The organism is Caenibius sp. WL (assembly GCF_019803445.1).
Classification (GTDB): domain Bacteria; phylum Pseudomonadota; class Alphaproteobacteria; order Sphingomonadales; family Sphingomonadaceae; genus Caenibius.
This window is the reverse complement of sequence record NZ_CP081844.1, coordinates 2,572,163-2,585,818: the sequence shown is the minus strand read 5'-3', so window position 1 is coordinate 2,585,818 and position 13,656 is coordinate 2,572,163. Positions and strand designations below refer to the sequence as shown.

Below are 13,656 nucleotides of genomic sequence, written 5' to 3'. Positions count from 1 at the left end.
GGCTGAGGCGTAATTCCGGCCCCGACAGCTGCGGGGCAGCCGATGGAACACAAGGAGAGACCATGTCCGCCAGCCAGATTCAGAATGATGCCAGCCAGGGCGACCGTTCCGCAATGGACCGGCTGCTTTCGCCGCGTTCGATTGCATTGATCGGCGCGTCCAACACGGCGCATCGTATCGGCGGGCTGCTCTTCGCCAATCTCAAGCGCGCTTTCGATGGTGCGCTCTATCCGATCCACCCGTCCGAACCGGAAATCATGGGCGTGAAAGCCTATGCCGCACTCAGCGATCTGCCCGAAGCGGTCGATATGGCGGTTGTTGCCGTGGCCGCGCACATGGTGCCTGACATGGTCGAAGCCGCCGCCGCCGCCGGGATCGGCGGCGCGGTCGTGGTCACATCCGGCTTTGCCGAAGTGGGGGACGAAGGCGCGGCTTTGCAGGAACGGCTGGCTGACATTGCCGCCCGCACCGGTATCCGCATTATCGGCCCCAACTGCATCGGCTATTTCAACATGCACGGCGGTGTGATGGCGAATTTCGCGATCACCCCCGATTCCCCGCTGCCCAAGGCAGGCGGCACTGCGCTGGTTTCGCAAAGCGGCGGCTTCGGCTCCTACATCTCGCTGATGGCGATGCGCGCCGGGCTGGGCGTGGGCTGGTTCGTTTCGACCGGCAACGAAGTCAATTGCAACGTATCCATGGTGTGCCGCCACCTGATCGAACGGCCTGAAGTCAAAGTGCTGCTGGTTTGCATCGAAACCCTGCGCGATCCGGATATCTTCATTGAAACCGCCGAACGCGCGCTGGAACTGGACAAGCCGATCGTGCTGCTCAAAGCTGGCCGTTCGGAAGAAGCAGCCCGCGCCGCGATGAGTCATACCGGCTCCATCACCGGTTCGGCCGATGTGCTCTACGCCGTATGTGCCCAGTATGGCGTGCATATCGCTGAAACGATGCAGGAAATGCTCGATCTCGGGCTGATGTTCGAAACCGGCAAGCGCGCCAAGGGGCGCCGGCTGGCCGTTCTCACCACCTCGGGCGGCGCGGGCGTGCTGCTGACCGACGAAGCGGATCAGGTGGGGCTGACGGTGCCGGAACTCCCGGCCGAGGAACAGGCGCAACTGGAAGCGGTGATGCCGCAGCCGTTCTTCGGGAGCATGGCCAACCCGCTCGACACCACGGCGCAGATCGTCGCACATCAACATGCGGCGGTGGGTATCATGGAGCATCTGGGCAAGAGCCCTTCGGTCGATCTCATCACCTGCGTGACCTGGGATCACACTCTGGAATTCATCCAGGCTCTGATCGATGGTGACAAGGGTACCGACAAGCCGGTGTCGATCCTCTGCACCGGGCTGGTGGACAAGGTCTCCGAGGCCGGGACGCCGCTCTATCTCGATCCGTCGCGCGCCGTGCGCCCGCTCGGCGCGCTGGTGCGCCAATCGCTGGACAAGCCCTCCGTCGTGCGCGCCCCGGCCAAGGACGAAGCGCGGATTGCGCGTATGCGTGCGCTGTTTGAATCCATGGGCGGCCGCAAAGTGTTGATGGAACACGAAGGCAAGCAGCTCTTCGCCGAATACGGCATCCCCGTGACGCGTGAAAAGCTTGTCGCGACGCCGGAAGAAGCGGATGCGGCGGCGGCCGAAATCGGCGGCAAGGTCGCGATCAAGTACATGAGCCCCGAACTGATGCACAAGTCGGACGTGGGCGGCCTGCGCCTCGGTCTGGAAGCGGGCGCGGTCAAGGCCGAAGCAGAAGCCATGTTGCAGGACGTGGCGCGCGGTGCGCCGCATGTGGAACTGTCGGGCATCCTCGTGCAGGAAATGGTCCCTGCGCGTATGGAACTGACCTGCGGGATCAAGCGCGACCTGTCGTTCGGTCCGATCGTGGTCGTCGGCATGGGCGGGGTGCTCGTGGAAGTGCTGGCCGAAGTCGCCATGCTTCGCCCGCCGTTCGATGCCGATATGGCGCGCAAAGTCGTCGCCAGCCTGTGCGACGGCCGCATCACATCGGCCCGGCGCGGCCTCGAACCGGCCGAAATCGATGCCGTGGTCGCCACGGTCCTCGGGCTGGGCCAGATGGCGCTCGAACTGCCGGAAATCTCGGAAGTGGACGTCAACCCGGTGCGTGTGGCCAATGGCCGCGCGGTAGCGGCCGATGCGCTGGTCATCCTCGAAGGCGCGGAAGACAACGGCCACCATTGACATCCCATCCACGCTTGCCGAAGTCTCGCCCCCGGATGGGCGAGACAGGAGCGTAAGATGGATCTGGGCATCGCGGGGCGCAGTGCGATCGTGTGCGGGTCGTCGCAGGGGCTGGGGCACGCATGTGCCGTGGCGCTGGCCGAAGCGGGCGTCGATGTCGTGCTCAATGGCCGGGATGAGAGCAAGCTCGCCCAGGTGGCCGATGCCCTTTCAGCAAGGCTGGGCCGCACTGTGGCCCGCGTGGCCGCTGATGTGACCACGCCCGCCGGGCGCACGGCCCTGTTGGAAGCCTGCCCCGAGCCCGATATCGTCATCACCAATGCGGCGGGGCCGCCACCGGGCAATTTCGTCGATTGGGACGAAGGGGACTGGCAGGCCGCGCTGTCGGCCAACATGGTCACTCCGATCATGCTGATCCGCGAAGTGATCGGCCCGATGCGCCGCAAGGGCTGGGGCCGGATTATCAATATCACTTCGGGCGCGGTGAAAGCACCGATCGCTCTGCTGGGGCTTTCCAACGGGGCGCGTACGGGGCTGACCGGTTTTATCGCCGGCCTTGCGCGCGAAGTGGCGCGCGATGGAGTGACAATCAACAATCTGCTGCCCGGCCAGTTCGAAACCAGTCGCCTGCGCGCATTGGCGCAAGCCACGGCGCAAAGCAAAGGCATCACCACCGAACAGGCATGGGACGCAATGGGCGCCGCCAATCCCACCGGCAGGCTGGGCCAGCCAGAGGAATTCGGCGCGGCTTGCGCGTTTCTCGCCAGCCAGCAGGCAGCCTATATCAACGGGCAGAACATCCTGCTCGATGGCGGGGCCTATCCGGGCACATTCTGATCTCTCGCCAAATCGGATCGGGGGTATATAGTAAGGATTTGAGGATGTTGTTGATGTTTCCTGAGATTTGTAATGCAGTGAAAAGGGCAGGCGCATGACTGGCTTGCCACCCCGGTTGACCCCACCTGCGATGAATGAGCAACAGGTCGTTCAGAAGCTGATCGGCGGGTGGGAACTGGTCCGCTGGACCACATATCACCCCGATGGCACCGAAAGCGTGCCGTTCGGCGAAGATGCAATCGGCATCATTATGTACACGGCGGATGGCCATATGAGCTGCCATTTGTCGATGGCCAATCGCCCGCTGTTTTCCGAACCGAATATCTATGCCGTGTCGGATGCCGATCTGGGGCAATCCGTGCGGGCCTATTCCGGTTATTTCGGGACGTTCAGCGTGGATGCAGCGGCGGGTATCGTCACTCACCACGTCACGGGGGCATGGTATCCCAATTTCGCCGCAGTGGATCAGCCGCGGCATTACGCTTTCGAAGATGATCTGCTCTATCTCGAAGCCGAAGTGGGCGAAGATCTGGTTCGTATTACCTGGCGCCGCCGCAATTCAGGCACGCTGCCGGGGCACTGAGGCAATTTGCCTGCCGGGGGCGGTCAGGCGAAAAACGCCTGTTCCGCTTCCGCCCCGATGGCGAGGCCCGACAACCGCGCCCGCTGGAGAGTCTTCCAGTAGTAGCGATAGCTGGCCCGGTCGTAGAGTTCACCCTTGTACTGGATCGGGCCCCAACTGGCGGCTTGCGCGGCCAGCAGCACGGCGGCGGCATCTTCCGCCTCGCTGTAATCCGGCCGCATCGCTTCCACGATGGGCTGGATTTGTGCGGGATAGATGCTCCACATTCGCTGGAAACCGTACTCCATGCGCGCGCGCGTGGCATCGCCACGCACCACATCGGGATTCTTGAGATCGAGACAGACATTGTGCGCGGCGACCAGACCGTGGGCGAGGGCCGCCGCGACCATTTCGGCCTTGGCCCGGATCAGCAGCTTGTGTTCGAACTGGCCGGGGCTGCGCATGGCGCTGGCAGGAATGGCGCCATCATGCGCGGAAATGAAATCCATCAGCCCGAAATCGAGCACGCGCATCCACGGCAGCGCGGCCATCTGCCACACATCGGCCAGCGCCCCATGCGTTTCCACCAGCGCGTGAACGGGGATTTCACGGGCGATCCCACGCCGGGCGCAGCCTTCGCGGATATGGTCGATCACGGCCGCCAGTTCCGCCGCCGATGTCGCTTTGGGGATAGTGATATGGGCCACCCGGTCGCCCGCCCGGTCCAGCAGGATATCGATATCGGGCAGGCATGCGGGGTGGTGCGGGGCGTGGACGCGCATGCCGAGCTGGCCGAACCCGTTGGCTTCGGAAGCGATCAGATCGGCGACCATGCGCGCATGCGCTTCTTCCTCGCCCGCAGCCGCGCCGTCTTCGCAATCGCCCGTCACGTCGAAGATCGGGCCCAGTTCTTCCTGTAGCGCCAGCGCCTTGCGGATCAGCTTCTCGGCTCCGGCATAGTGATCGACCGCCGGAATCACGGGCGATTGGCGTTCGCCTTCGTAGAGGGCGTCGTTGGGATGCACCGGGTGGCTCATGGATTTATCTGCCTGCTTGCTTGCTGGATGCTTTGCGCGCGGGAAGGCCGCGCAATGGCCCTAGCGCCGTAGCGGCCCCTGCGTCGAGCCCGTATTTCCCCATCAGGAGGAGCGGCTTCCTTGGAAATGTGGAAGCCAGGGAGATAATGGCCCGGCGATCCCAGGCGCAGATGTCAGGCGAACAAATCCTGTTCGCGGCTATCGCGGATGGCGGTCGGAACGGTCAGATGGTTTTTCTTTTCCCGTTCGAGGCAGGCGCCGGGGCGGAAAACGGTCCGGCAAAACCCATCGGACACCACCATCCAGCTTTCCCAGCAGGCGGCGGTCATATGAACGGGCAGCATCCACAAGCCGAACAACAGGTTCTGCGGTGTGGCCGATGGGATGGTCCCGTGGATGCTCTGCTTCTCCACCATTGGGCCTTTATACCCGTTTCTGACGAGTCGCGCCATGACAAAGCGCCGCAGCGGCAGAGCGCGGCGGCGTGCCGATGGCACGGAGCGTACAAGAGTCAGATCTTGCCGAACCGCCCTTCGAAGCCGGCGGTATCCCCTTTGGCGAGATAACCGGCCTGTTCCACCCAGTTATCGCGCCGGATACGCCCCTGAAACTTCCCAAGCTGCGCATCGATCCGGTCGATATCGCTGTCGCTCCAGGCAGCAATCTGGTCGAATCGGGTAATCCCCAGGGATTGCAGCAATTGTGAAAGTTTCGGCCCTAACCCCTTGATCCGGGTGAGATCATCTCCAGCGCCAGTCGATGCCGCAGCTTGCGGCGCGGCCGGCTGCGCCGGGGCTGTTTCGGGCGCAGGGACAGGCGGAACTGGCGGGGGCGGAGCGGGCTGGGGCTCGGTGGTCTGAACCGGTGCGGCGCTGGGGGTATGCGGTTTGGCGGCCTGTGTTGCTGGCGGCGCATCGATCAACGCCTGGTTGCGCCGCGCGGGTGCTGCGCCTTCATCGAGAACATCGGGGGAAATGGTTGTTTCAACGCGCGTTTTTGTGGCTCGCCCAAAAATGGCCCAAGCCACGGCCACGCCGATCAGCAACGCGATGACCAGCACCCACCAGTATTGTTCCAACAGCACCGTCATTTATTCCTTTCCTCCCAATTCGCCGCCGGGTCGGGCCCAGATCGCCCAGCCGATGGTCAGGCCGACGCCATAGGCGATCAGCGCGAGGACGAGAAGTTCCAACCAGATGGGCATGGCGCGGGTTGTCCTATCGTGGACCGGGCGCATCGACCGGTGTGGGGCGCAGCGGCACTTTCTCGATCACCGAAAATTCGATTCGCCGATTGGCCGGATCGTTGGAATCGAGCCCGTTCACGGGGCGGCTGGAGCCGATCCCGCTGGCACGCAGGCCTTCTTCCGGGATGCCGCGTTCGATCAGCGCTTCCCGAACGGCTTCCGCGCGCTCTCGCGACAGGGCGATATTGCGCCGTTCGTTACCGGAACTGTCGGTGTGGCCGATAATGGCGATCACGCTGCCGAGGCATGGGCGTAGCGCGGTGGCGACTTCGTTCACCAGATCGAGGCTGCGCGGATCGATGGCGCTGCTCGCCTCCTCGAACCGGATCGTGCGGGCGTGAAGCAGCGCGTCGACGTCGTCCTGGCAATGCAGCGGCCGAGTGGCGGGGGTGACGATGCCCAGGCTGGTGCCATCGGCCCAATGAACCCCGCCCACGCCGGGAATGGCCGCCACGGCCACTGCCGCGCGGGTGCGGGCGGATTCGTTCAGTTTCTCCCCGCCTTCCAATGTGGGATGGCGGGTCGGCCATTGGCGAATAAGGAAACGGGCGGTCACACCCGGGGCGTTGGCACTGGCCAGCGCTTGCCGCGATTGTGCTTCGAGGCGTTGCGCGATAGCGGCCGCGCCCCAGTGCGATGCGGCCACAGCCATTGCCGCCGTGAGGCAGGCACCTGCGACGAGGGGGATGGTGTGGCCGGTCCGCATGGCCCATCCTTAACCGCCGGGGGAAGCAGGGGAAAGCGCAATCGGCCGTGCGATCAATTGGTGGCGATACCCCCTGCCACGCCCGTCAGACGGATGAATTCCTGCCGCCAGAAATCGGTCTGCCTGCCCGCCAAGGCGCCGATATCCGCATAGGAGAAATTGCCCAGCAGAGGATCGCCGCGCAATTTCTGCCCGAATGCGGCCACGGCCGCGGCAAAGGCCATATCGCCGGTGGGAAGCGCAGCAGTGCGCAGTCCGGCGGCGGGCACGGTCCGCTCGATCAGGCGCGAGGTATCGCCATCGGGCAGCTTGTAGCGCAGTTTGACAAAGGCCAGTTCGCCCGCCCGGGCCGTGGCGGCGGCAGGCGGGGCGTCGCCATAACGGCGCGGCGCGATCCATCCCCTGGCATGGGCGGGAACGATTTCATAGATCGCCGTCACCTGGTGCCCGGCACCGATTTCGCCGGCATCAACCTTGTCGTTGTCGAAATCTTCTTCGCGCAAAGCGCGGTTTTCGTAGCCTAGCAGGCGATACTGGCTGACTTCGGCCGGATTGAATTCCACCTGGATCTTCACATCCTTGGCGATGGTGAACAGCGTGGAGGCCATTTCATCGTTCAAAACCTTGCGGGCTTCCAGCGCGCTGTCGATGTAGGCGTAATTGCCGTTTCCGTGATTGGCGATCTGCTCCATCATCGCTTCGTTGTAATTGCCTGTGCCGAAGCCGAGCGTGGTGAGAGTGATGCCGCTGTCACGCTGCTTTTCGACCATCTCGATCAGCGCCTTGTTGTCGCTGACACCGACGTTGAAATCGCCATCGGTGGCCAGGATCACCCGGTTCACCCCACCTTCGATGCGGCTGTCACGCGCGATCTGATAGGCAAGCTGCAAGCCCGCGCCGCCGGCGGTGGAACCGCCCGCGCGCAATTTTTCCAGTGCATCGCGAATTTTGCGGGTGTCGTTCGTGGGTTCGAGCACCAGCCCGGCGGCCCCGGCATAGGCGACGATCGCAATCTTGTCCCGCGGTCCCAGTTCCCCGGCGAGGCCGGAGAGCGCGGTCTTAACCAGCGGCAGCTTGTCGGCGCTGAACATCGAACCCGACACATCGACGAGGAAAACGAGATTGGCCGGCGGGCGGGCCGAACGAGCCAGATCGTAGCCGCGCAACCCGATACGCAGCAGGCGCGTTTCAGGATTCCATGGTGTTCGCGCAACATCGGTGGTGACAGTGAACGGCGTGGTTTTCGCCGCCGGGGCCGGATAGGCGTAGCGGAAATAGTTGATCATCTCCTCGGTCCGCACGGCATCCTTGGGCGGCAGCGCGCCTTGCGAGAGGAAGCGGCGGCTGTTGGCATAGGCCCCGGTGTCGACATCCACGGAAAAGGTCGAAACCGGTTCGGATATGGCCAGTTTGACGGGGGAGACTTCCTTCCCGTCATAGCGTTCGTTGTCCCGTTTGCCGGGGACGATCACCGGCGGCACGTAGTAGCCCGGCATCCGGCGTTCCATGGCGATGTTCGCCATCGGGGATGCCTGCCTGAGCGTTTCTGCCGCCGATGGGGGAGGCGGTGGCGGAGGGGGAGGCGCGTGGTCGCTCGTGGCCTGATCCGGCCTTTGCCCCGCGCTGGAGACGCGTTCGCTTTGCTGTTGCGCGGCGCATCCGGCGAGGAGGGCGGCAAGGCAGGTGGCAGCGGTCAATCTGGCAAGGCGCATCACAATCCCCTCCAAGTGTTTGGCCCCCTCCAAGTGCTTGGCATGGACGGTGAAAAGTTCGCGCCGAACCGGTGAACGGCGACTGAATGCCTTTCAGGGGCGGCCAGTCGAGCGGCTCAGCCAGCCTGATGATCGATCTTGCGGCGGAACAGCACCCGGTCTTCCGGGCCGAATCCCTTGCGCCAGATCACCCAGCCATAAGCGAGCAGAATGGCCGGAATGCCGAACAGCAGTTCCATCCATTCGGGCATGCGGGTGGCGATCGAGCCGACTAGCCCCGCCGGAATCGCGGCCCAGATGAGCGCCCAGCGCCAGTTGTTGATCCGCTGGTCGAGAATGCGGGACAGCAGCCATGCCTTGGCAAGGGACGATGCGGCGAGCGCCACCATCAGCGCGGCGGCGACGGCGGCCGCCCAATAGAGTTCGCCCAGACCCAGGTCTTTTGCCAGCACGATGAAGCCCACGCTGACGAGGGCCTGGAAACCGATGGTCAGCAGCGAAATCCACAGATTGCGGATACGCGCGACATAGACCAGCGCGGCTTCGGAAACCACCGCCGTGGCCGCCACCACTTCCGCCGCAAGCAGCAGCGCCATGGCCCCCGTTCCGGCCACGAAGCCGGGGCCGACAAGGCCCATCACGCCTTCGCCCGGAATGCCCAGCGCCAGCGCGATCCCGGCCTGCGCGGCGGTGATCCAGAACCCCACCTGGCTGACCTGCCTGGCGATGGCGGCGTAGTTCTTTTCCTTGAGATTGCGGGTGATGACCGGGCCGAGGATCGGCTCGAAACTGGTCTTAAGCTTCTGCGGCAGGCTGGCGACCTGTTGGGCGATGTAATAGATGCCGACAGTGGCGGGCGAAGCGAACAGGCCGAGAATGGCGATGTCGATGCGCCGCGTGCCCCATTCGATGGCATCCGCGGTCGCCAGCGGCAGGCTCTGCCGCACCAGCTGCCACATCACGACCGGCTGCGGGCTCCATTTCTGGGGCAGGCCATACGTGCGCAGCAGGGGGATGAAAGCGGTGACCGCCGCCGCGATGACCGACAGCAGATAGGCGATCGACAGGCCGCTTTCAGGGACCAGCAGGAACATCACCCCGGCCATGATCGAAATCGTCCATGGCTCCACGATCGCGCGGGCGCGCACGGTGGTGCCGACATCGAAGCGATAGGCTTGCGCCGCCAGCGCGACTTCGGTCAGCGCGAGGAAAATGAGGCCGAACGGCAGGAGCCGGTCGATCGCGGTGTATTCGCCGCTGGGAAACATCGGCAGCGGAAAGGCGTAGAGCACGAGCGCGGCGGTGAGCGAAAACAGCCCGGCGAGGAACAGCCCGTCCGCGATGATATTCGCCGGGGGCCGTTCGTCATCGTGCGACAGCCATTGGGCAAGGCCCCGCTTCTGGCCCAGAGCGCAGAGCTGGCCCAGCAGTTCGACGATCACCAGTGCATAGGCGAAACGGCCAAGGGCATCGGCGCCGTAAAGCCGCCCGGCAATGAACAGGAACGGCAACCGCGCGGCGAGGCGCAGCAGAAAACCGAGGAAATTGGTTCGCCCCCCCTTGGCAAGGGCGGCGATATCGTCCTGCGCTGCCTTTTCCGTCACGCAGGCTCTTCCTGTTCGGGCTTGAGCGGGCGGGCAAGGATTTCGCGCACCACATCGTGCGCGGGCGCGCCGTTCAGCAGAGCATGGACCGCTTCGACAATTGGCATGGAAACGCCGTGCCTTTGGGCCAGTTGGACCAGTACCGGCGCGGTGAAGGCGCCTTCGGCCACGGTTCGCCGGTCAGCCATCAGCGCGGCCGGGGCCTGCCCTTCGCCAAGCGCCTTGCCGAGCGAGAAATTGCGGCTGGAGGTGGAGGAGCAGGTCAGCACCAGATCGCCCAGGCCGCACAGGCCCGCCAATGTCGCCGCCTGCCCGCCCAGCGCTTCGCCGAAGCGAAGCATTTCGGCATAGCCGCGCGCGATCAGCGCCGCGCGGGCATTCTGGCCCAGCGCCAGCCCATCCACCACGCCGCAAGCGATGGCGAGGACATTCTTGACCGCGCCGCCGACTTCGGCCCCGACGACATCGCTGGAGAAATAGGGGCGGAAGGCCGGGCGCGCGATGACCGGGGCTAGCCGCTCCCACTGCGCATCGCCGCCCCCGCACGCCAGCGTCACGGCGGTCGGCTGCCCGGCGGCAACCTCGTGCGCGAACGTGGGGCCGGAAAGCACCGCGATTTCGCTGGCGGGGGCGGCATCGCGGGCGACATCGCTCATCAACCGGCCGGTGCCATTCTCGATCCCCTTGCTGCACAGAACCAGATCGCGCGGAAGGCTGGGAATCTGGCCGAGAATGGCGGCGAGATGCTGCGCGGGGGTGACAAGCAGAAGCGCATCGCAGGATGCGGCCCGGGTCAGATCGCCGGTTGCCCGGATGGAAGGGGCGAGTTCCGCCGAAGGCAGATAGAGGCTGTTGCGGCGGTTGGCGTTGATATCGTCCACCACCTCGCTTTCGAGAGCCCAGATCAGCACTTCGCGGCCATCGGAGGCGAGCATCTGCGCCAGCGCGGTGCCCCATGCCCCGGCGCCGATCACGCCGACCCGAGGCCCTTGTTCTGTCCTGCTCTCGTCCGTCATGCCTTGACCCCCGCGCCGCGCACCGGTTCCGCATCGGGATCGAGCGGCCAGCGCGGCCGGGCAGCGAAATCGAGCGGATCGGACTGGCCTTGGGTATAGCGTTCGGCCCCGGCCCAGGCGATCATAGCCGCGTTATCTGTGCACAGCGGCAAAGGCGGGGCGGTGAACGGCAGGCCATGGGTTTGTGCAAGCCGCTCCAGCGCTTCCCGCATCGGGCGGTTGGCGGCGACGCCGCCCGCCACGACCAGCGCGGTCACATCGCCCATGCCGGCCAGCGCGCGTTGCAGACGGTCGATCACGCAATCGATAGCGGCCTGTTGGAAACTGGCCGCGAGATCCTCCTCCCGGTACTGCCCGCTTTCCTTGGCGCGCAGTACCGCGCTTTTGAGGCCCGCGAAGGAGAAATGCGGTTCATGGCTGCCGAGCAACGGGCGGGGTAGGGGAACGGCCCTGGCATCGCCCGCCTGCGCCAGCTTTTCCACTTTCGGCCCGCCGGGATAACCGAGGCCGAGGATTTTTGCGGTCTTGTCGAATGCTTCGCCCAGCGCATCGTCGATCGTCGTGGCCATGCGGCGATAGCGGCCGACCCCATCGACCCGCAGAATCTGGCAATGCCCGCCCGACACCAGCAGCAGCGCATAGGGGAAGACCAGCGTTGCATCGGCAAGGCGGGGGGAAAGGGCGTGGCCTTCCAGATGGTTGATCGCGATCAGCGGCTTGCCGCTGGCCATGGCCAGCGCCTTGCCCGTAACCAGCCCGACCATCACGCCGCCGATCAGGCCGGGCCCGGCGGTGGCGGCAATGGCATCGACATCGGCCAGAGTGCATCCGGCGTTGGCCAGCGTCGCTTCGATCAGCGGCGCCAACCGTTCGGCATGGGCGCGCGCGGCGATTTCCGGCACGACGCCGCCATAGGGGCGGTGCACCTCGTCCTGAGACGCGATATGTTGCGCCAGGATCGCCCGTTCCGATGTGACCAGCGCGGCCGCCGTTTCGTCACAACTCGATTCTATGCCGAGGATCGTCGCCATCGTGCTTCCCCTGAACGACATTGCGCATTAGGGCAAGCAGCCGCAATGACGATACAGCCCAGACTTCGCCTTGGAACCCGATCCTCGCCGCTGGCCATGGCCCAGGCGGAAGAAGCCCGTGCGCGGCTTTGCGCCGCCCATGGGTGGGATGAAAGCGTGGTGGAACTGGTGCCCGTGATCGCTACGGGGGATCGGATTCAGGATCGTCCGCTGGCTGAAATCGGCGGCAAGGCGCTGTGGACCAAGGAACTGGACCAGTGGCTGCACGAACGGCGTATCGATGCCGCCGTCCATTCGATGAAGGATGTCGAAACGATCCGGCCCGAATGGCTGGCCATCGCCGCGATCCTGCCGCGCGCCGATGTACGCGATGTCCTGTTCGGGGCGGCGGGGATCGCGGACCTGCCCGCCGGGGCGCGCGTGGGCACCAGCGCCCCGCGCCGCGCCGCGCAGTTGCTCCACTTGCGGCCCGATTGCACGATCGTTCCCTTCCGGGGCAATGTCGCCACGCGGCTGGGCAAGCTGGCGGCGGGTGAAGCGGACGCGACTCTGCTCGCGGCTGCCGGGCTCGAACGGTTGGGCGGCGGATACGGCGGCGCGCCTTTGCCGGTGGAGGCATGGCTTCCGGCCCCGGCGCAGGGGGCCATCGGTATCGAATGCAGGGCGGACGATGCCGCCGCGCGGGCGCTGCTCGCCGCGATCGATGACAGGTCGAGCCGGGCCCGGGTCATGGCTGAACGCGCCCTGCTGCTCGCGCTTGGCGGCAATTGTCACAGTCCGGTGGCTGTGCATGCCCGGATCGAAGCCGATATGATCGTGATGCGGGCCGCGCTGTTCAGCCCGGACGGCACCGCCCGGGTCGATGGCGAAGCGCGTTTCCCGGCCGATGACGCGGCGGCTCCGGCCGCGCTGGCGCAAGACCTGTTGGCCCAGGCCGACGCGTCCATCACCCGGCATTTCAGCGGATCGGCATGACCGGAGCGCTGATCGCTATCCGGCCGGAGCCGGGCCTTTCCGCCACTCTTGCCGCCGCGCGTGCCATGGGATTGCCGATCCAGGGCGAACCGCTGTTCGCCATTCGCCCGGTCGCATGGGATGTTCCCGATCCTGCCGGTTTCGATGGTCTTCTGATCGGCAGCGCGAATGCGATCCGTCATTTCGGTCCCGCCCGCGCCGACTGGACGGGGAAGCCGGTCTATGCGGTGGGCGATGCGACCGCGCAGGCCGCACGCGATGCCGGATTTTCCGTGGCGGTGACCGGGGAAGGTTACCTGCAAGGCGTTGTGGACCGGCTCGCGGGCGAAGAGCACGCGTTTCTACGTGTTACCGGGGCCGAACACGTGCCGGTGCAGCCGCCTGCCGGAATATCCATTGCCACGCGCGTGGCTTATGAGAACGTTTCCCTGCCGGTTTCCGATGCTTTGGCTGCTTGCCTCAGCAGGGGAGCGACGGTTCTGCTCCATTCTGCCGTGGCTGCGCGCCATCTGGCGAGCGAATGCGACCGGCTGGACCTGCCGCGCGAAAGGATCGCTCTTGCCGCGCTGGGGCCGCGTATCGCCGAAGCGGCGGGGCAAGGCTGGGCGGCCCGGCATGTCGCGCAACGCCCGCGCGAAGCCGATCTGCTGGCCTTGGCACGGGACATGTGCCATTGACCCTGCGGCCCTGCTGTGAGCAGTGGGGCATTCGTACACTACAGGTCGG

13 protein-coding genes are annotated in these 13,656 nt (G+C 65.5%); 5 read left to right on the top strand and 8 right to left on the bottom strand.

What is annotated here, in order from left to right:
• The first annotated feature begins 62 nt into the window (after positions 1–62).
• From K5X80_RS12390 to K5X80_RS12380, 3 genes are all read left to right on the top strand, one after another.
• Complete coding sequence (locus tag K5X80_RS12390) at positions 63–2,204, top strand: acetate--CoA ligase family protein (protein ID WP_222558030.1); 2,142 nt, start codon at positions 63–65, stop codon at positions 2,202–2,204.
• A gap of 57 nt (positions 2,205–2,261) precedes the next feature.
• A complete protein-coding gene (locus tag K5X80_RS12385; protein ID WP_222558029.1) occupies positions 2,262–3,041 on the top strand; it encodes an SDR family oxidoreductase in 780 nt (259 codons plus the stop codon).
• A gap of 130 nt (positions 3,042–3,171) precedes the next feature.
• Complete coding sequence (locus tag K5X80_RS12380; protein ID WP_222558028.1) at positions 3,172–3,624, top strand: lipocalin-like domain-containing protein; 453 nt, start codon at positions 3,172–3,174, stop codon at positions 3,622–3,624.
• A 23-nt stretch (positions 3,625–3,647) separates the two neighbouring features.
• Here K5X80_RS12380 and K5X80_RS12375 read toward each other — a convergent pair whose 3' ends face one another.
• The 8 genes from K5X80_RS12375 to tsaD all read right to left on the bottom strand — a co-directional run bounded on the left by K5X80_RS12375 (position 3,648) and on the right by tsaD (position 11,955).
• Complete coding sequence (locus tag K5X80_RS12375) at positions 3,648–4,640, bottom strand: HpcH/HpaI aldolase/citrate lyase family protein (RefSeq protein ID WP_222558027.1); 993 nt, start codon at positions 4,638–4,640, stop codon at positions 3,648–3,650.
• A 173-nt stretch (positions 4,641–4,813) separates the two neighbouring features.
• Positions 4,814–5,056: a hypothetical protein gene (locus K5X80_RS12370; RefSeq protein ID WP_222558026.1), complete on the bottom strand. Its 243-nt coding sequence runs from the start codon at positions 5,054–5,056 to the stop codon at positions 4,814–4,816.
• A 95-nt stretch (positions 5,057–5,151) separates the two neighbouring features.
• Positions 5,152–5,730, bottom strand: coding sequence for a helix-hairpin-helix domain-containing protein (locus K5X80_RS12365; RefSeq protein WP_222558025.1), 579 nt, complete (start codon positions 5,728–5,730; stop codon positions 5,152–5,154).
• 127 nt (positions 5,731–5,857) lie between these two features.
• A complete protein-coding gene (locus tag K5X80_RS12360; protein WP_222558024.1) occupies positions 5,858–6,592 on the bottom strand; it encodes an OmpA family protein in 735 nt (244 codons plus the stop codon).
• 53 nt (positions 6,593–6,645) lie between these two features.
• A complete protein-coding gene (locus K5X80_RS12355; protein WP_222558023.1) occupies positions 6,646–8,115 on the bottom strand; it encodes a vWA domain-containing protein in 1,470 nt (489 codons plus the stop codon).
• A 305-nt stretch (positions 8,116–8,420) separates the two neighbouring features.
• Positions 8,421–9,908 carry a lipopolysaccharide biosynthesis protein gene (locus K5X80_RS12350; protein WP_222558022.1) on the bottom strand — a complete coding sequence of 496 codons (1,488 nt, stop codon included), beginning with the start codon at positions 9,906–9,908 and terminating at the stop codon, positions 8,421–8,423.
• The gene (locus tag K5X80_RS12345; RefSeq protein WP_222558021.1) at positions 9,905–10,924 is read right to left on the bottom strand and encodes an NAD(P)H-dependent glycerol-3-phosphate dehydrogenase; all 1,020 of its coding nucleotides are present in this window, start codon (positions 10,922–10,924) and stop codon (positions 9,905–9,907) included. Before K5X80_RS12345 ends, K5X80_RS12350 begins: the two co-directional genes overlap by 4 nt.
• On the bottom strand, positions 10,921–11,955 hold the full coding sequence (gene tsaD / locus K5X80_RS12340; RefSeq protein ID WP_222558020.1) for a tRNA (adenosine(37)-N6)-threonylcarbamoyltransferase complex transferase subunit TsaD: 1,035 nt from the start codon (positions 11,953–11,955) through the stop codon (positions 10,921–10,923). Before tsaD ends, K5X80_RS12345 begins: the two co-directional genes overlap by 4 nt.
• A 45-nt stretch (positions 11,956–12,000) precedes the next feature.
• On the opposite strand from tsaD, the gene hemC reads away from it, so the two are divergent.
• Together hemC and K5X80_RS12330 are read left to right on the top strand one after the other, a co-directional pair.
• Positions 12,001–12,930: a hydroxymethylbilane synthase gene (gene hemC, locus K5X80_RS12335; RefSeq protein WP_261390521.1), complete on the top strand. Its 930-nt coding sequence runs from the start codon at positions 12,001–12,003 to the stop codon at positions 12,928–12,930.
• On the top strand, positions 12,927–13,607 hold the full coding sequence (locus K5X80_RS12330) for a uroporphyrinogen-III synthase (protein WP_222558019.1): 681 nt from the start codon (positions 12,927–12,929) through the stop codon (positions 13,605–13,607). The genes hemC and K5X80_RS12330 overlap by 4 nt, the downstream gene beginning before the upstream one ends.
• Positions 13,608–13,656: the final 49 nt, after the last annotated feature.